Below are 17,437 nucleotides of genomic sequence, written 5' to 3'. Positions count from 1 at the left end.
GCGCGCAGCGGGTGCATCGCTGCCGTGGTCGTGCACGGCGCGCACGTCGCGCTTCATCCTCGTCTCCTCATGTAAGCGGTGAAGGCGGCGTAGAGGGGGCGGTTGAGGGGGAGGTCCCACTCGCCGAGGTACTCGACCGCCTCGCCGCCCGTGCCGACCTTGAACTGGATGAGGCCCACGTGCGGGTCGTCCGGGTCGAGCGTGTCGGTGATGCCGCGCAAGTCGTACACCGTGGCGCCCGCGGCGAGCGCGTCGCGCATCATCTGCCACTGCACGGCGTTGGACCCGCGCACCTCGCGCTTGGCCGACGTCGACGCGCCGTAGGAGTACCAGGCGTGCGTGCCCACGCGCACGAGCGTGGTCGCCGCGACGAGGTCGCCCTCGTGCTGCGCGAGGTACAGGCGCATGCGGTCGGGGTCCTCGCCCGTCAGCGCGTCCCACATGGTCAGGAAGTACGACAGCGGACGCGGCGTGAAGTGGTCGCGCTCGGCCGTCTCGACGTAGACGCGGTGGAACGCCTCCACGTCGTCGCGGCCGCCCAGCGTCACCTCGACGCCCGCCTTCGCGGCCTTGCGGATGTTGCGCCGCCACAGCTGGTTCATGCCGGCCAGCACCTGCTCCTCGGTGCGTGGGGTGCCGTCGGCGTCGGCCAGGGGCAGCCAGAAGTTGTACTGCGGCTGGCCGGCGCTGAACCCGCCCTCGGTGGCGAGCCGGCGCCAGCCGAGGTCGTGGAGCCGGTCGGCGACGGCGAGCGCTGCGGCGTCGTTCACGTCGGCCGGCACCTCGCCGAGCGTGCCGAGCGCAGGGTCCGCCACGGCGGCCTTGACGGTGGCCGCGTGCCAGCGGCGGGTCACGACCGGCGGCCCCATCCGGATGCCGAACGCCTTCTTGGCCTTCAGGTGCGCGGCCAGCGGCTCCAGCCAGGCGCCCAGGTCGGCACCCGCGTCGACCCAGGGCAGCACCGGGCCCTCCGGCAGGTAGGCCAGGTAGCGCCTGACCTTCGGCACCTGGCGGTAGAGGACCAGCGCGGCACCCACGACCTGGCCGGACGCGTCGACCCAGCCGACCGACTCCGACCCCCACTCGGCCTTGACCTGCGCCCACGCGGGCGTCTGCAGGAAAGAGACGGAGGGTCGCCCGGCGACGAAGTCGAGGTGCTCCTCGCGGGTGATCGTGCGGACGGTCACGGGGGAGGGGCTCACCCGGTCGAAACTACCAGCGCGACGTCCGGGGAGCAGGGTCAGTTAGGCTAGCCTAAGCATCACGCCACACCGTCGTCGTCCCGCCCGGGGAGGAGAACCATGAGCGAGGTCCCACCGGTCTGCCGGGCCACCGTCGTGCGCAAGGTGCGGCTGTCCGCCCACCTCGTCACGGTCACGCTGCGTCCGGAGGAGTTCACCTCCACCGGCGTGCCCGACGAGTACGTGCGGCTGATGATCGCGCCGGAGGGGGTCGAGCTCGCGATCCCCACCTACGACGAGAACTGGGTCATGCGGGTCCCCGAGGGCGCGGTCGAGCCCGCCGCCCGCGTCTACACGATCTCCGACCACCGGGTCGTCGACGGCGTGCCTGAGGTCGACATCGACATCGCGGTGCACGACCACGGTGTGGGTGCCGACTGGGTCAGGCGCTGCGTGCCGGGCGACGAGGTCGGGATGATGGTGCCGCACGGCCTCTACGCCGCGCCCGTCGACACCGCCTGGCAGCTCCTCGTGGCCGACATCACCGGACTCCCCGCGCTGGCCCGCATCCTGCGCGACCTGCGCCCCGGGCAGCGGGTCGAGGCCGTCGTGGTCCTCACCGACGAGGGCGACCGCATCGCCCTGCCGAGCCCAGCCGACGTCGACGTGCGCTGGGTCGTCGTCGAGCGCGAGACCGACATCTGCGGTGCGCTCGAGTCGGCCGTGACCGGACGCGGTCTACCCGCCGCCGGCGAGGCGACCGACGACGTGCCGCTCAGCCGGTACGTGTGGCTGGCCGGCGAGGCACGCGCCAGCCGCGCGGCCCGCAAGCTCCTGCGACGCACGCTCGGCTGGCCGCAGACCGACTTCTACACCTGCGGCTACTGGCAGATCGAGGCCGAGAAGTGGAACGCCCGCTACGAGGAGGTCGCGGAGGAGGTCGGCGAGAAGGCCCGCCAGGCCTACCTCGAGCTGGCCGAGACCGACCAGGGCGCCTACCTCGACGCGATCGAGGAGATCTACGAGAAGGCCGGTCTCTAGCCGGTCGTCCTCGTCAGGCGCCGCGGCCGCGCAGCGAGCGGACCAGGTGCGTGAGCTCCTGCATGCGGGTCAGGCGCGTGCCCACCAGGTAGGCCGCGGCACCGAGGCCACCGGCCACGACGAGCGTCACGAGCGCGCCGACGGGCTCGCCGCGGTCGAGCCCCAAGGCGTCGAGGGCGGCCACGGAGCCGAGCATCGCGCCGACGGCCAGGGCCAGCGAGATCAGCAGCCGGACCGCGAAGACGCGCGTCTCGCGGTCGACCAGACCGCCGAGGCGGCGCGACAGCAGCGTCGCCGAGACGGTCGCGCCGACGGCGTAGGCGATGCCGAACGACAGCGCGAGCATCGGCGCGACGTGGCGCGGCTCCACGTCGTGGGTGAGCACGAGGGCGGCGACGATGTTGGTCGCGGCGACGACCAGCTGGACGAAGAACGGCGTCCGCGTGTCCTCGTCGGCGTAGAAGCCGCGCAGCACCAGGTAGTGGATGGTGAAGGCGACCATGGCCGGCGCGAACGCGGCGACGGCGAGACCGATGGCGTCGGCGTTCGGGCGCAGCGTCGGCACGAACCCGAGCACCGCCGCCGCCGACCAGCCGAGACACCCGACGGCGGCGGCGAGCGGCGCGATGATGGCGAGCGTGACCCGCAGGGTGCGCTGCAGCTCCAGCGCCATGCGGTCGTAGCGGCGCTCCGAGGCGAGGGCCGAGAGGGTCGGGATGATGGCGGTCGCGAGCGAGACCGTGATGACACCGTGCGGCATCTGGCTCACCAGGAAGCCGATCTCGTAGACGGCTGACCCGGTGGCCGCAGTCCCCTCCCGCTCTCCGGCGAGCGTGCCCGCCACGCCGAGCCGCTGGATGACGATGAACGCGACCTGGTTCGCCGCGATGAAGCCGAGCGTCCAGGCGCCGAGGCGCAGCGTGTGGCCGAGGCCGACCCCGCGGAAGTCGAAGCGTGGTGCGTACCGGAACCCGGCCTGCCGCAGGAACGGCACGAGCACCAGGGTCTGGACGGCGATGCCGAGCGTCGCGCCGCCGCCGAGCAGGAGCGCCTGCCCGGTGGAGAATCCGCCCGTGCCGCTCGAGGCGCCGTAGAGCACCAGGTACACGGCCAGGGAGCCGATGGCCACCAGGTTGTTGACGATGGGCGCCCACATCATGGGTCCGAACTTCTGCCGCGCGTTGAGCACCTGCCCGACGAGCACGAAGGCGCCGTAGAAGAACACCTGCGGCATGCACAGGTACATCAGCAGCTGCGCCGACTCGCGCTGCGCCTCGTTCCGGTCGGAGAACAGCTCCCCGTCGAACACCACGTGCATGATCGCGGGGACGAGGAGGGTGAGGACCACGGCCGCGACGCCCAGGACCAGCAGGCCCAGCGTGATGACCCGGTTGGCGTACGCGTCGCCACCGTCGGCGTCGTTGCGCATCGCTCGGACGAGCTGGGGGACGAGCACGACGTTGAACACGCCGCCCGCCACCAGGATGTAGAGCGCGTTCGGCACCGTGTTGGCGTTGTTGAAGAGGTCGGCGTTCAGCGCGGTGCCGATGGTCGCCGCGAGCATGAGCAGCCGGCCGAAGCCCGTGACCCTGGAGACGACCGTGCCGATCGCCATGCCGGCACTCGCGCGGGCGACGTTGCGCTCAGCCATCGGTCGGGGTCTCCTCGGGGGTCGTGGCGGCCCGGCGGCCGCGCAGGAAGCGTCGGCCGAGCGCGAACAGGACGAACAGCCCCGCGGCGCCCATGAGCGCCCACAGGGCCACGCCCACCCGGCTCGACCGCACGTTGAAGGAGTCGGCGCGGCCCACGGCGGTCCCGTCGGGCGAGATCAGCTGCGCCGTCAGCGTCGACGACGTCTGGTCGCCGACGTCGACCTGCACGGTGACCGTGCGCCGCTCGCCGGCCTCCACCTGCACCGGGTCGACGTCGGGGATGCGCAGTGCGGGGTTGCTCGCGCTGATGCGCACGCCCACCCGCACGGCGGTGTCGGTGTCGTTGCTGACCGTGAGCGGGAAGCTGCCCTCGGCGCTCGAGAGCGTGATGGCGGGCGGACCCTCGACGGCGAGCCGGCCCAGCTCCGCACGCACCCGACCGAGCGCGCCCGTGGCTGCGCGCAGGCCCTCGGCGCGGTCGGAGCGCCAGGCGGTCGACAGCAGACCCGTCGAGGTGCGGTCGGTGCGGGCGGCGAGGTCGTCGCCCTCGACGGCCAGGCCTGCCAGCACGCCACCCTCGCGCGCCAGCTGCTCGACGGCCGTCACCTGTGCCTGCGAGAGCGGACGCGCCTCCGCGGTGCTCGCGACGTCGCCCCGGTACGCGGCGCGACGGGTCGTCATGAGGTCCTCGAGGTCCTCGGGCGAGACGAAGTCGGGGTCGAAGGCACCGGCGAAGGCGTCGTCGTCGGTGTCACCGGGGTTCCAGCGCGGGTCGACGAGCACGAACGCGTCCGCCTTGGACTCCGCGTCGGCGCTGCGCTCGAGCGACGCCAGCGCGGCCTCGCTGAGCAGCCGCTGACGCAGCGTCGCGACCGTCGCGCCGCCGGGCACCCCGACGTCGAGCCCGGCGTCGACGAAGAGGGGTACCGGTCCGCTGTCCGACCGGAGGGTGACGACGGAGCCGAGCCGCGGCTCCCAGTCGGGCACGGCGTCGCGGGTGACGATGACGGGTCGGTCGCCGCTCCCGCGCACCTGGTCGATCAGCTCCGCCGTCGTTCCCCCTCGCGTCGGCCACGTGACCCGGCGACCCGACACCTGGAACTGCGCGAGGGCCGACGACGTCGCGCGCTCGATCGTGCCGGTCAGCCGGTCGTGGGCGTCGGAGCGGCTGAGCGCCAGCCAGTCGGGCCGGGCGTAGCCGAGCGTCCACGTGGCGACCCGTCGCGACAGGCCGGTGAGGTCCTCGACGAACGTGCGCGCGGCCTCCCGCTGAGCGTCGTCGAGACGCACGTCGCGCGGCAGGCGCCGACCCTCGGCCAGGTCGTCGACGGCTACCAGCAGGGCGGGGTCGAGCACGAGCGACGTGCCGCCCGAGGGCGCGGAGAGGGCCTGGTCGAGCAGGTTGCGGAGCTGGCCGCCCGGCGCGACGCGCTCGGCCAGACCGGGGGCGTCCATCCACGTGCCGGACGGGCCGAGGCGGTCGGGCAGCACGAACGGCCACACCAGGCCGCCCGGCACGCGCGTCGAGTCGCGGTCGAGGCGCGGCAGGAAGGTGGTGGCGCGGGCGATCGCGGCGTTGTCGCGCGTGCCGTCCTCGGCCGTCGCGAGCACCTGGACGCCCACCGGGTAGACGCCCTCGGCGTCGGAGACGCGCAGCTGCGCGTAGGGCACCCGCACGCGGAACGGTCGGGTGCTGCCGGGGGCGAGGGTGCCGACCTCGTCGATCGAGTCGAGCTCGACGACGCGCTCGCCCGTGTAGCTGGCCTGGCTCTCGACCGCGTCGCTCACCTGCTGGCGCGTGGTGAACGGCGTCCGCGCGATCACGAGGTAGGCCTGCGCCTTCGTCCAGCGCTCCTTGCCGCGGTTGGTGATCGTGCCGGTGAGCGTGACGGTGGCGCCGTCGCGCAGCTCGGTGGGGCTCACGCCGGTGATCCGCACGGCCACGTCAGGGTCGACGGCGGCCTGAGAGGGTGCCGCGACGGCGACCGTCAGTGAGCTGCCGAGCAGCATCGCGAGGGCGCACACGACCAGGCGGACCAGACGTCCCGGGCCCGGACGCACACGTCGGGCCGGGTTCGTCACCCGCCCATCGTAGTGGTCGGCCCCCATCGCTCCGGCCACCTCGACGGCGCGCGCTGCGGTCGCGCTGGCACGGCCCCGGGCCGACCGGGCAGCGCGCACTACACTCGGGCCCCGTGTCCGCCCCCTCCTCGCCCTACGACGCCTCCGCCGTGCGCGCCGCCGCCGACGCGGTGCTGCGCGACCACCCCGTGCTCGCCGAGCTGGGCGATCTGTTCGCGACAGCGGGTCACGAGCTGGCGCTCGTGGGCGGGCCGGTGCGCGACGCGCTCCTCGGCCGTCGGGTCAGCGACCTCGACCTGACGACGTCGGCCCGGCCCGACGACGTCGAGCGTCTCGTCGCCGGCTGGGCGGACGCCGTGTGGGACGTGGGCCGCGAGTTCGGCACGCTCGGCCTGCGCAAGGGCGACGACCAGATCGAGATCACGACCTACCGCACCGACGCCTACGACCCGACGTCGCGCAAGCCGCAGGTGGCCTTCGGCGACACGCTCCAGGGCGACCTGTCGCGCCGCGACTTCACCGTCAACGCCCTCGCGCTGCGGCTGCCCTCGGCCGAGTTCGTCGACGAGTTCGGGGGTCTCGGCGACCTCGCCGCCGGGGTGCTGCGCACGCCGGTCACGCCCGAGCAGTCCTTCAGCGACGACCCGCTGCGCATGATGCGCGCCGCGCGGTTCGTCGCGCAGCTCGGCTTCGAGGCCGACGAGGCCACGACCGCGGCCATGACCGCGATGGCCGACCGGATCGAGATCGTGTCGGCCGAGCGGGTGCGTGACGAGCTGGTCAAGCTCGTGTGCGGGCGCGAGCCCGTGGCCGGGCTGCGCCTGCTCGTCGACACCGGCCTGGCCGACCACGTGCTGCCCGAGCTGCCGGCGCTGCGGCTGACCGCCGACGAGCACCACCGCCACAAGGACGTCTACGAGCACTCGCTGACCGTGCTGGAGCAGGCCGTGGAGCTGGAGCACCGGCTCGAGCAGCGTCCCGACTTCGTCGTCCGGTTCGCTGCGCTCGTCCACGACATCGGCAAGCCGCGCACGCGACGTTTCCTCGACGACGGCACGGTGACGTTCCACCACCACGACGTGGTGGGCGCCAAGATGACGCGCAAGCGCATGAAGGCGCTGCGCTTCAGCAACGAGCAGATCGCGCAGGTCAGCCTGCTCGTGGAGCTGCACCTGCGCTTCCACGGCTACGGCTCGGGGGAGTGGACCGACGCCGCCGTGCGTCGCTACGTCCGTGACGCGGGCGACCAGCTGGAGCGACTGCACATCCTCACCCGTGCCGACTGCACCACCCGCAACCGGCGCAAGGCCCAGCGGCTGCAGCGCACGTACGACGACCTCGAACGCCGCATCGAGCAGCTCGCCGCGCAGGAGGAGCTCGACGCCATCCGGCCCGACCTCGACGGCAACCAGATCCAGCAGCTCCTGGGCATCGGCCCGGGCCGCGAGGTCGGCGAGGCCTACCGGTTCCTGCTCGACCTGCGCCTCGACCGCGGACCGTTGGGCGAGGACCTGGCCGCCGAGGCCCTGCGCGCCTGGTGGTCGGCCCGCTCCTGACCGCGCGGCCGACGTCGACGGCCGCACCTGCGGGGCCGCTGGCGCCTACGCTGTGGGCATGAACGCAGCAGGAGCCCTCTGATGGCCGGCGGACTGGTCGCCCTCCTCGACGACGTCGCCGCGCTCGCGCGCCTGGCGGCCGCCTCGGTCGACGACGTCGGCGCCGCGGCAGGCCGGGCGAGCGCGAAGGCAGCGGGCGTGGTGGTCGACGACGCCGCCGTCACGCCGCGCTACGTGCAGGGCCTCGACCCGAAGCGGGAGCTGTCGGTCATCGGCCGCATCGCGCGGGGCTCGTTGATCAACAAGCTCGTGATCATCCTTCCCGCGCTGCTGCTGCTCAGCCAGTTCGTGCCGTGGCTGCTCACGCCGCTGCTCATGCTCGGCGGTGCCTACCTGTGCTTCGAGGGCGCCGAGAAGCTCTGGGAGAAGGTGTCCGGGCACGCGAAGACCGAGGAGCCCCGCTCCGTCGGCGGCGCCGACCAGGAGAAGGTCGTCGTGAGCAGCGCCGTGCGCACCGACTTCATCCTCTCCGCGGAGATCATGGTCATCGCGCTCAAGGAGGTCACCGACGAGCCGTTCGTGTCGCGGGCGGTCATCCTCGCCGTCGTCGGCATCGGCATCACCGCGCTCGTGTACGGCGCGGTCGCGCTGATCGTGAAGATGGACGACGTCGGCCTCGCGCTCACCGAGCGGTCGTCGTCGGCAGCGCAGTCCCTCGGGCGGGGGCTCGTGAAGGCGATGCCGAAGGTGCTGGCCACGCTGGCCGCGGTGGGCGTCGTGGCCATGCTCTGGGTCGGCGGGCACATCCTGCTCGTCGGCACCCACGACCTCGGGTGGCACGCGCTCTACGACCTGGTCCACCACGCCGAGGAGGCCGTGCACGACGCGGTCGCCGGCGGCCTCGGATCCGTCCTGGCGTGGCTGACGAACACCTTCTTCTCCGCCCTGCTCGGGCTCGCGGTCGGCGCGGTGGTGGTCACCGTGCTGCATCTGGTACCGCGCCGCGGTCGGCACTGAACGGCACGAACGTCCAGGTCTACCCCCCTCCGGTGGTCGAGGCGTCTCCCGACGTCGCTAGGGTCCCGTCTGGGAAGATCCACCAACATTCGGGAGACCATCGTGACCATCCGTCGCACGTGCACCGCCGCCGTCGCCACCCTCGCCCTGCTGGGCCTCGCCGCCTGCGGGTCCGACGACGAGCCGCAGGCCGAGTCGAGCAGCTCGGCCTCCGCGAGCTCCTCGCCCAGCGCCGAGGCGACCGAGGAGTCGACGTCGACCGAGGGCGCGCCCGCCTGGGCCAAGCCCGTCACCACCCCCGGCACGAAGATCGGCACCGTCAAGGCCGGCGACGTGACCGTCGACGTCTACCAGGTCGGGACCACCAAGGCCACGAAGACCGGCAACTTCGTCGACCCGAAGGACAACAAGCCGATCATCGCCGTGGGCGACGAGATCGTGTTCGTCAACTACGTCGTCACCAACACCGGCGACCCGATCGACCTCGGCTCCTCGCTCGTCGACGTCTCGGCCCGCTACGTCGACTGGCCGTACGTGCAGGGCATGGACGGCATCACCGACAACGACCTCTACGAGGCGCAGGACGTCCAGACGTCCGGCGTCGCCCCCGGCGCCTTCGCCGACCCGTCCGTCTACACCCTCGGGAAGGGCGAGACGTTCTCCTACGGCGAGAACTTCCGCTACGAGAAGGGCACGAAGCTCGACGTCAAGGTCACCTACACCCCCGTCGACGCCCAGGGCGAGCTGCTCCACGACGACCGCGTCGAGGGCGAGGGCTCGGTCACCATCTCCTGACCCCCCAGCGGTAGTTAGCGCGCGGAATACGGACCAGCGGTAGGTGGCGCGTGCCAAGAGGGACGCAGACCGCGCGCCAACTACCGCCTGGCCGGGGGAAGAGGGCGAGGACCGGCCGGCGAGAGCCGGGGCGCCAGGGCCATGGCACGAGCCACCGGAAGCGTGAGGGAGTCGGTCGCGGCGCCGAAGGTGGGCGCAGGACCGTCGTAGCCGCGCTCGACCAGAGCCCCATGGATCCGACGGACCATCGTCCGGGGCATGGCGTACAGCTCGCGGGTGATCTGCACGTAGTCGGCGTCGAGCGAACGGATCCGTCGGTAGCGGTCGATGTCGGCCACGTACTGGTGTCGATCGACCTGGTGGTGCAGGCCCTCGTACTCCGCGGCCAGACGCCAGGAGCGCCACCACCAGTCGACGATCGCCACGAGACGATCCCCGTCGCGTACCTCGGCGTTCGACTCAGGTCGGGGCAGGCCCGCAGCGTGGAACCAGGTACGGATCCTCGACTCCTGCGGTGATCTCGATCCCGGGTCCAGCAGCGGCCACACCCACCACGCCTCCGGCACGCCCTCGCGCCAGTGGTCCCTCGTGCAGAACTGCCGGAACCGCTCGGTGCCCACTCCGTGCTCTTGCCGCAGCCAGTCGCCGGCTGCCACGGCGTCGAGCAACGAGAGCGTGCGACACGCCTCCACCCATGCCGCCAGCGGTGAGACGAGGCGACCGCGATGCTCGGGCATCGCGTCCGTGCGATGGATGAAGACGTCCGGAGACGTGCGGTGCAGGTCGCGGGCCACGACGAGCTGCAACGGCCGGTGCGGTCCGATGTCGAGTCCGAGCTGCTGCAGACGGGTGACTCCGGTGAGGCAGGCATCGTCCGGTGCGTACAGGAGGGCGGCCTGGTGCCAGTCGGGCTCGGACATGACGTGCGTGCGCACGACCCACACGCGCGGCAGGAGTCGGCGGTAGGCAGCGCCGCGTAGGCGGTCGTGGGTGACGCCGACGGCGGCCGCGTCATCGACGTGGAACGGTCCGCGCAGGAGGGCCTCGGGAATCTGGGCTGGTCTGGGCATGTACCCACTCGACCGCGCGGCGAGCGGCGCGGACAGGACGTGACGGCTGCCTGTGGACGGCGGGTCCGCAAGCAGGGGCCGGCATCGTCGGCGGTGGATGAAGCGCGTCTTCGCAGCCCTCGAGCGCACGAGACTTACCGGAGGCCGGAGTTCCGCGTTCTACCTACCGCTGAGGGGGAGAGAGCAGCCGGCACGGATAGGCTGGCGGGGTGATCGACGCCAGGCTCCTGCGAGACGACCCCGAGTCCCTCCGAGAGGCGCAGCGGCGCCGCGGGGAGGACCCCTCCCTCGTCGACGCGCTCGTCGCCGCCGACGAGCGACGTCGCTCGACCATCGCCGCGTTCGAGGCGCTGCGCAGCGAGCAGAAGTCGATGGGCAAGCAGGTCGCGCAGGCGAAGGGCGAGGAGAAGCAGGCGCTGCTCGCGCGCACCAAGGAGCTCAGTGCGCAGGTCAAGGCCGCCGACGCCGACCAGACCGCGGCCGGCGAGGAGTTCACGACCCTGCTCAAGGCGCTGCCCAACCCCGCCCCCGACGCCCCGCCCGGCGGCGAGGACGACTTCGTGGTCCTGGAGGAGGTCGGCACCCCGCGCGACTTCGCCGCGGAGGGCTTCGAGCCGCGCGACCACCTCGAGCTCGGCACGCTGCTCGGCGCGATCGACGTCGAGCGCGGCGCGAAGGTGAGCGGCTCGCGGTTCTACTTCCTCACCGGCGTCGGCGCCCAGCTCGAGCTCGCGCTCACCCAGCTGGCCATGTCGAAGGCCGCCGAGTGGGGCTTCACGCCGATCATCCCGCCCGCGCTCGTCAAGCCGCAGGCCATGGAGGGCACCGGGTTCCTCGGCCAGGCAGCCGACGACGTCTACCACCTCGAGAAGGACGACCTGTACCTCGTCGGAACGTCGGAGGTGCCGCTCGCGGCGTACCACTCCGACGAGATCCTCGACGGTCCGCGTCACTACGCCGCGTTCAGCCCCTGCTTCCGGCGCGAGGCCGGCTCGCACGGCCGCGACACGCGCGGCATCGTGCGCGTGCACTGGTTCGACAAGGTCGAGATGTTCGTCTACACCTCGCTCGAGGAGTCCTACGCGCAGCACGAGCGCATCCTCGGCTTCGAGAAGCAGTGGCTCGACCTGCTCGAGCTGCCCTACCGGGTCATCGACGTCGCCGCCGGCGACCTGGGCCTCTCGGCGGTCCGCAAGTTCGACTGCGAGGCGTGGATCCCCACGCAGGGCAAGTACCGCGAGGTCAGCTCCGCGTCGAACTGCACGCAGTTCCAGGCCCGTCGCCTCGACATCCGCAACCGGCTCGACGACGGCGGCACGGAGCCGACCGCCACCCTCAACGGCACGCTCTGCGCCATGCCGCGCATCATCGTCGCGCTGCTCGAGAACGGGCAGCAGGCCGACGGCTCGGTGCGTCTGCCGGCGGCGCTGCACCCCTTCCTCGGCGAGGTGCTGCAGCCGGTCGGGGCGCGCGCATGACGGGCTGGCGTCCGAAGATCGTCGCGCTCGACGTCGACGGCACCATGGTCGACTGGGAGAACCGGATGACCGACACGGTGCGCGAGGCCGTGCACGCCATCAAGGACTCCGGCGTCCACGTCGTCATCTCCACTGGTCGCGCCATCCCGGGCGTGCTCGACGCGGCCCGCAACCTGCGCCTCGACGACGGCATCGCCGTGGCCAGCAACGGCGCGGTCGTGCACACGTACTCGCCCGTGGAAGTCGTGCACACCGTCACCTTCGACGCGAGCGAGGCCGTGCGCCGCGTGCTCGAGCACATCCCCGACGCGCTCGTCGCCGTCGAGGAGGTCGGCACCGGCTACCGGATCAGTGCGCCGTTCCCGGAGTGGGAGATCGACGGCACCGTCACCATCCAGACGGTCGACGAGCTGGTCGCCGAGCCGGTCACCCGCGTCATCATCCGCGCCCCCGAGCACGACGTCGAGGAGTTCGGCCGGCTCGTGCACGGGCTCGGGCTGAACGAGGTGAACTACAACATCGGCTACACGGCCTGGCTCGACATCGCCCCCGACGGCGTCTCGAAGGCGTCCGGCCTCGAGGTCGTCTGCGAGCGGCTCGGCGTGGACCGGGCCGACGTGCTCGCCGTCGGTGACGGCATGAACGACTACGAGATGCTGCGCTGGGCCGGACGCGGCGTCGCGATGGGCCAGGGCTCGGACGAGCTGAAGGCCGTGGCCGACGACGTCACCGGCACGGTGCTCGAGGACGGCCTGGCCACCGAGCTGCGTCGCTGGCTCTGAGGGCTCAGTCGTCCGCGACGACCTCGGCCTTGAACCCGTCGGCGTCCTCGAGCCAGCCCGCGTAGTGCTGCGGGCCGCCCGCGTGCGGGTAGCGGTCGTGGTACAGCGGCTGCCAGCCGTGCGCCGGCGCGTCGGCCATCAGGGCGTCGACGTCGGATCGTGAGCCGCCTCGGAACGCCAGGTGGTTGACGCCGGGCCGGCGGCGGTCGTGCGGCTCGCCGGACAGGGCGGGCGGCGTGGTGACGGTGAGGTAGGCGCCTCCGGCGGACCAGGAGGAGCCCGCCGGCCAGGAGTCGTCGAGCTCGAACCCGAGCCGCTCGAGCAGCCAGGCCCACCGGGGTCGCGCGCTGTCGAGGTCGGCCACCCAGAGCTCGACGTGGTGCAGCCCGCTGGCCATCGTCGTCCGGTCCAGGGGGTCAGGCGAGGCGCGCGGCATCGAGCGTGTCGAACGCGTCGAGGACGTCGTCGACGGTCGGCACCCGGCGGGGGCTGGGCGCGACCTGCACGTCGGCCTGGGCGGCCTCGGCGCGGGCCCGGCGCAGGTGGCGCTTGATGGTCGACGTCGAGCAGCCCAGCCGCTCGGCGAGCTGCTGGCAGGTGTCCTTCGGGTGCGTGGTGCGCGCCGTGAGGACCGCCTCGTGGCTCACGGGTCCGGCGCCGCTGCGGGCGGGGCCGTACGAGCCGGTGGGTGCTGCGTCGACGACGATGCCGAGGCTGTCGCGGATGGCCGCGCGGTCGGCCTCGGTGGTGCAGGCGACGAAGCCGGACACGTCGACCTCGACGACCGCGCGGTAGAGGCAGTCGACGAGCATGGGGCAGCCGGCGCAGCGGCGGTGCGCCTGCGCCAGCACCTCGCCCATCCCGGCGCGGCTGGCCGCGTCGAGCTCGTGGGCGCCGAGGTACAGGCGCTCGTCACGGAAGACGGGCTCCCGGGTGCACGGAGGCGCGTCGATGTCGGTCACGATGGTCATGGGTCCCTCTCCCGTTCGCATCCTTTGGCGACACCCTAGAGGTACATGCCTCCCGTGGGAGCCGATTGCGACGAATCGGTACTTTGGTCACCTTCGGTGCCGTTTGACTGCGGAAGTGCCAGCCTCATGTTCTGGAACTGCGCCTGCGCCTGCACCTGCTGCGCGTAGAGCGCGGCCTGGATGCCGTGGAACAGCCCCTCGAGCCAGCCGACCAGCTGCGCCTGGGCGATCCGCAGCTCGGCGTCGGAGGGCGCCTCGTCCTCGAACGGGAGGCTGAGCCGCTGCAGCTCGGCCACCAGCTCCGGCGCCAGGCCGTCCTCGAGCTCCTTCACCGACTGGCGGTGGATCTCGCGCAGACGGACGCGGCTGGCGTCGTCGAGCGGTGCGGCCTTCACCTCCTCCAGCAGCTGACGGATCATGCCGCCGATGCGCATGACCTTCGCCGGCTGCTCCACCAGGTCGCCCAGCGCGGTGCCACGCTGCTGCGGCTCGACGTCGCCGCCGGGCGCGGCCGAGCCGTGCACGGGGGAACCGTCGGGGCCGATCACCTGGGGCGGGATCGCGGACTCACGGGGAGCATCACTCATGACCCCACCCTAGGAGAGCACGCCGACACGCACCCCTCGGCCGCGCGTCGCTCAGAGCGTCAGCAGCACCTTGCCGGTGTGCGAGGAGTCCTCGAGCAGCTGGTGGGCGTCGCGCACCTGCTCCAACGGCAGGCGCGCGTGGATGATCGGACGCACGGTGCCCTCGGCCACCAGGGGCCACACCTGCGCCACCATCGCCGACACGATCGCCGCCTTCTCCTGCGTCGGTCGTGCCCGCAGCGACGTCGCCATGACCGCCGCACGCTTCATGAGGAGCCGGTTGAGGTTCAGCTCGCCCTTGACGCCGCCCTGCAGCCCGATGACGACCAGACGTCCGGCCGTGTTCAGCGCGCGGACGTTCTGGTCGAGGTACTTCGCGCCGATGATGTCGAGGATGACGTCGGCCTTGAGCCCCGCCTCGTCGAGCGCGTCGACGAAGTCGGTCTCGCGGTAGTTGACGACCAGGTCGGCGCCGAGGTCGCGGCAGAAGGCCGCCTTCTCCTCGCTGCCGACGGTGACCACGACCCGCGCGCCGAACGCCTTGGCCAGCTGGATCGCCATCGTGCCGATGCCGCTCGCGCCACCGTGCACCAGCAGCGTCTCGCCGTGCTGCAGCTTGGCCATCATGAACACGTTCGACCAGACGGTGGCCGCCACCTCCATGAGGCCGGCCGCGTCGACGAGGTCGATGTCGCGCGGCGCCATCGCGACCTGCCCGACCGGCACCGCCACGTACTCCGCGTAGCCGCCGCCGGACAGCAGCGCCACGACGTGCTCGCCGACCGTGTACTCGCTGACGCCCTCGCCCAGCGCGACCACGTCGCCCGAGCACTCCAGGCCCAGCACGTGCGTCGCACCCTCCGGCGGGTCGTAGAACCCCTGGCGCTGCATCAGGTCGGCCCGGTTGACGCCGGCCGCGGTGACCCGCACCAGCACCTCACCGGGCCCCGGCTCAGGCGTCTCGACGTCGACGACCTGCAGGGCCTCGACCCCACCCGGCTCCGGAACCACGACAGCACGCATGCGTCCGAGGCTAGCCGCGCCACCTTGGGTACGCCTCGGCGGTCACGGGATGGACGGGTGGGGTGGTGTGTGGGGGTCTCGTCGTGCTGGTGCGCCGCCTGCGCGGGTCTTGTCGTGCTGGTGCGCTGCCTCGGCCGTCGCTGGGGGTGGTCTCCGCAAGGGCCTCGACCGGGCGGCTGGGTGCTTCGGCGGCTCGGGTTCTCGGGCTGCGGGCCGCGTGGGGCGCAAGAATCTGCGTTCGTGCGTCGGAGGGCCAAGACTTCTGCGTTTTCTGCGGGATCCCGTCATCGATGCAGAAGCGTTCGACCTTCGACGCACGAAGGAAGAATCGTGGGTGGACTTGGGGGTGGGGTGGGCAGTGCTTCTCCCTTCTCGTGGCACGGTCCACGAGAAGGGAGAACCTCTGCCACGTCTGACCCCTCGGAGGTGGATCTACCACCTGTACAGCGCTCAGAAGGTGGCAGATCCACCGCCAACGGCGATGCGGTGGCAAACCCACCGCTCGACCCTCAACACCGACCCGCAGCCCGAGACCCCGGACCGGCGCCCGCCCAGCCGCCCGGTCGAGGCCTTTCGGAGCGCAGGTCCACGACAAGCCGCACCGACGCAGCCCCACCCGAGAGAGAAGCCACGCCAGCGCAGCCCCACCCGAGCAGAGAGCTGCACCCCACTGGACAGGCGGACCCCCGCACCCCGCCCTAGCGTGGACGCGTGAGTCGACGCATCCGCCTGGTGCTGCCCCACCAGCTGTTCCTGGAGCACCTGGAGGCGCCCTCGGGCACGACGTTCGTCCTGGTCGAGCACGACCTGCTCTTCCGGCAGTACGCGTTCCACGCGCAGAAGCTGGTGCTGCACCGGGCGTCGATGGAGCGGTTCGCACAGCGGCTCGCCGACGCCGGTCACGAGGTCGTGTGGGTGCGGACCGACGGGCGGACGACGAGCCGGGCTGCGCTGGCGCGCGAGCTCCGGGCGACGGACGAGGTGAGCGTGTACGACGTCGTCGACGACTGGCTCGAGCGCGACCTCGAGGCGTGCGCCGACGACGTGCGCGTCGAGCTGAAGTGGCTGGAGACGCCCTGCTTCCTCACGACCCGCGAGCAGGTGCGCGAGCAGCTCGGCGGCAAGCGACCGCGCATGCAGCACTTCTACGCGTGGCAGCGGCAGCGTCTCGACGTCCTCGTCGACGGCGACCAGCCCGTGGGCGGGAAGTGGTCGTTCGACGAGGACAACCGCAAGAAGCTGCCGAAGGGCGTCGACGTGCCCGACGTGACGCGACCGGAGCGTGTCGACGCGGTCGACGGCGCGATCGCCTGGGTCAAGCAGGCCTTCCCCGACGCGCCCGGCGACGTCGACGCCTTCGCGTGGCCGACCGACCACGACGAGGCCGCCGAGATGCTCGAGCAGTTCGTCGAGGAGCGGCTCGAGACCTTCGGTCCCTACGAGGACGCGATCACGACCCGGTCGGCGACCGTGTTCCACTCGGTCCTCACCCCGGCCCTCAACATCGGGCTGCTCACGCCTCAGCAGGTGCTCGACCGCGTGCTCGCGCACGCCGACGACCACGACGTGCCGCTGGCGTCGCTGGAGGGCTTCGTCCGCCAGGTGATCGGCTGGCGCGAGTACATGCGCGGCGTCTACGTCACCCACGGACGGCGGATGCGCAGTACCAACCACCTCGGCCACACCCGGTCGCTCGCGAGCGGCTGGTGGGACGCGACGACGGGCCTGGCGCCCGTTGACGTCGTGCTCGAGCGGGTCCTGGAGAGCGGCTACGCGCACCACATCGAGCGGCTCATGGTCGTCGGCAACGCGATGTGCCTGATGCGCATCGACCCCGACGACGCCTACGAGTGGTTCATGGCGCTCTTCGTCGACGCCTACGACTGGGTGATGGTGCCCAACGTGTACGCGATGAGCCAGTTCGCGGCGGGTCCGCTGGTCACCACGAAGCCGTACGTGTCCGGGTCGGCGTACCTGCGCCGCATGTCCGACCTGCCGAAGGGTGACTGGTGCGAGGCGTGGGACGGCCTCTACTGGACGTTCGTCCGCGACCACCTTGACGTCTTCGCGACCAACCCGCGCTCGCGCATGATGGCCCGCTCCTACGAGGGCATGGAGCCCGCGACGAAGGCCGCGCACACCCGGGCCGCCGCGCCGTTCCTGCGCGACTGACGCCTGGCATTGCAGGGTTGACCGGCACCC

15 protein-coding genes are annotated in these 17,437 nt (G+C 72.2%); 7 read left to right on the top strand and 8 right to left on the bottom strand.

Annotated features, from left to right (window positions below; all coding sequences use genetic code 11):
* Positions 1-53: 53 nt before the first annotated feature.
* A complete protein-coding gene (locus QE370_RS03980) occupies positions 54-1,202 on the bottom strand; it encodes a peptidoglycan bridge formation glycyltransferase FemA/FemB family protein (protein ID WP_309633522.1) in 1,149 nt (382 codons plus the stop codon).
* Positions 1,203-1,301: 99 nt separating this feature from the next.
* On the opposite strand from QE370_RS03980, the gene QE370_RS03975 reads away from it, so the two are divergent.
* The gene (locus QE370_RS03975; protein ID WP_309633521.1) at positions 1,302-2,222 is read left to right on the top strand and encodes a siderophore-interacting protein; all 921 of its coding nucleotides are present in this window, start codon (positions 1,302-1,304) and stop codon (positions 2,220-2,222) included.
* Positions 2,223-2,235: 13 nt separating this feature from the next.
* Here the strand turns inward: QE370_RS03975 and murJ are convergent, their stop codons facing one another.
* Both murJ and QE370_RS03965 read right to left on the bottom strand, forming a co-directional pair.
* The gene (gene murJ / locus QE370_RS03970) at positions 2,236-3,873 is read right to left on the bottom strand and encodes a murein biosynthesis integral membrane protein MurJ (RefSeq protein WP_309633520.1); all 1,638 of its coding nucleotides are present in this window, start codon (positions 3,871-3,873) and stop codon (positions 2,236-2,238) included.
* Positions 3,866-5,956 carry a DUF6049 family protein gene (locus QE370_RS03965; RefSeq protein ID WP_309633519.1) on the bottom strand — a complete coding sequence of 697 codons (2,091 nt, stop codon included), beginning with the start codon at positions 5,954-5,956 and terminating at the stop codon, positions 3,866-3,868. Before QE370_RS03965 ends, murJ begins: the two co-directional genes overlap by 8 nt.
* A gap of 113 nt (positions 5,957-6,069) precedes the next feature.
* On the opposite strand from QE370_RS03965, the gene QE370_RS03960 reads away from it, so the two are divergent.
* The 3 genes from QE370_RS03960 (at position 6,070) to QE370_RS03950 (ending at position 9,324) form a co-directional block, all read left to right on the top strand.
* Positions 6,070-7,512, top strand: coding sequence for a CCA tRNA nucleotidyltransferase (locus QE370_RS03960; protein WP_396127797.1), 1,443 nt, complete (start codon positions 6,070-6,072; stop codon positions 7,510-7,512).
* Between the two features lie 81 nt (positions 7,513-7,593).
* A complete protein-coding gene (locus QE370_RS03955; RefSeq protein WP_309633518.1) occupies positions 7,594-8,529 on the top strand; it encodes a DUF808 domain-containing protein in 936 nt (311 codons plus the stop codon).
* 102 nt (positions 8,530-8,631) lie between these two features.
* Complete coding sequence (locus tag QE370_RS03950; protein WP_309633517.1) at positions 8,632-9,324, top strand: hypothetical protein; 693 nt, start codon at positions 8,632-8,634, stop codon at positions 9,322-9,324.
* A gap of 80 nt (positions 9,325-9,404) precedes the next feature.
* Here QE370_RS03950 and QE370_RS03945 read toward each other — a convergent pair whose 3' ends face one another.
* On the bottom strand, positions 9,405-10,394 hold the full coding sequence (locus QE370_RS03945; RefSeq protein WP_309633516.1) for a hypothetical protein: 990 nt from the start codon (positions 10,392-10,394) through the stop codon (positions 9,405-9,407).
* Positions 10,395-10,603: 209 nt separating this feature from the next.
* Between QE370_RS03945 and serS the strand changes: the two genes are divergently transcribed.
* Both serS and QE370_RS03935 read left to right on the top strand, forming a co-directional pair.
* Positions 10,604-11,872, top strand: a complete 1,269-nt coding sequence (gene serS, locus QE370_RS03940) for a serine--tRNA ligase (RefSeq protein WP_309633515.1) — start codon at positions 10,604-10,606, stop codon at positions 11,870-11,872.
* Positions 11,869-12,654: an HAD family hydrolase gene (locus QE370_RS03935; RefSeq protein ID WP_309633514.1), complete on the top strand. Its 786-nt coding sequence runs from the start codon at positions 11,869-11,871 to the stop codon at positions 12,652-12,654. The genes serS and QE370_RS03935 overlap by 4 nt, the downstream gene beginning before the upstream one ends.
* A gap of 4 nt (positions 12,655-12,658) precedes the next feature.
* Here the strand turns inward: QE370_RS03935 and QE370_RS03930 are convergent, their stop codons facing one another.
* From QE370_RS03930 to QE370_RS03915, 4 genes are read right to left on the bottom strand one after another with little or no spacing between them, the layout of a single operon-like run.
* Positions 12,659-13,051 carry a VOC family protein gene (locus tag QE370_RS03930; protein ID WP_309633513.1) on the bottom strand — a complete coding sequence of 131 codons (393 nt, stop codon included), beginning with the start codon at positions 13,049-13,051 and terminating at the stop codon, positions 12,659-12,661.
* A 19-nt stretch (positions 13,052-13,070) separates the two neighbouring features.
* A complete protein-coding gene (locus tag QE370_RS03925; protein WP_309633512.1) occupies positions 13,071-13,625 on the bottom strand; it encodes an HTH domain-containing protein in 555 nt (184 codons plus the stop codon).
* A 35-nt stretch (positions 13,626-13,660) separates the two neighbouring features.
* Positions 13,661-14,212 (bottom strand): bacterial proteasome activator family protein, encoded by a 552-nt coding sequence (locus QE370_RS03920; RefSeq protein ID WP_309633511.1) that lies wholly within the window; start codon positions 14,210-14,212, stop codon positions 13,661-13,663.
* Positions 14,213-14,263: 51 nt separating this feature from the next.
* Positions 14,264-15,235, bottom strand: a complete 972-nt coding sequence (locus QE370_RS03915) for an NAD(P)H-quinone oxidoreductase (RefSeq protein ID WP_067860711.1) — start codon at positions 15,233-15,235, stop codon at positions 14,264-14,266.
* A 711-nt stretch (positions 15,236-15,946) separates the two neighbouring features.
* Between QE370_RS03915 and QE370_RS03910 the strand changes: the two genes are divergently transcribed.
* The gene (locus QE370_RS03910) at positions 15,947-17,407 is read left to right on the top strand and encodes a cryptochrome/photolyase family protein (protein WP_309633510.1); all 1,461 of its coding nucleotides are present in this window, start codon (positions 15,947-15,949) and stop codon (positions 17,405-17,407) included.
* Positions 17,408-17,437: the final 30 nt, after the last annotated feature.

It is taken from the genome of Aeromicrobium sp. SORGH_AS_0981 (assembly GCF_031453195.1).
In the GTDB taxonomy this organism is placed as follows: Bacteria; Actinomycetota; Actinomycetes; order Propionibacteriales; family Nocardioidaceae; genus Aeromicrobium.
Note: the sequence above shows the minus strand (reverse complement) of the source record. Positions and strands in the feature narration are given on the sequence as shown.

What these genes read in the sequence shown, in the direction of transcription:
- QE370_RS03975 (WP_309633521.1), top strand. Translation starts at nt 1,302, where the DNA reads ATGAGCGAGGTCCCACCGGTCTGCCGGGCCACCGTCGTGCGCAAGGTG.
- QE370_RS03955 (WP_309633518.1), top strand. Translation starts at nt 7,594, where the DNA reads ATGGCCGGCGGACTGGTCGCCCTCCTCGACGACGTCGCCGCGCTCGCG.
- QE370_RS03930 (WP_309633513.1), bottom strand. Translation starts at nt 13,051, where the DNA reads ATGGCCAGCGGGCTGCACCACGTCGAGCTCTGGGTGGCCGACCTCGAC.
- QE370_RS03945 (WP_309633516.1), bottom strand. Translation starts at nt 10,394, where the DNA reads ATGCCCAGACCAGCCCAGATTCCCGAGGCCCTCCTGCGCGGACCGTTC.
- QE370_RS03925 (WP_309633512.1), bottom strand. Translation starts at nt 13,625, where the DNA reads ATGACCATCGTGACCGACATCGACGCGCCTCCGTGCACCCGGGAGCCC.
- QE370_RS03915 (WP_067860711.1), bottom strand. Translation starts at nt 15,235, where the DNA reads ATGCGTGCTGTCGTGGTTCCGGAGCCGGGTGGGGTCGAGGCCCTGCAG.
- QE370_RS03935 (WP_309633514.1), top strand. Translation starts at nt 11,869, where the DNA reads ATGACGGGCTGGCGTCCGAAGATCGTCGCGCTCGACGTCGACGGCACC.
- murJ (WP_309633520.1), bottom strand. Translation starts at nt 3,873, where the DNA reads ATGGCTGAGCGCAACGTCGCCCGCGCGAGTGCCGGCATGGCGATCGGC.
- QE370_RS03920 (WP_309633511.1), bottom strand. Translation starts at nt 14,212, where the DNA reads ATGAGTGATGCTCCCCGTGAGTCCGCGATCCCGCCCCAGGTGATCGGC.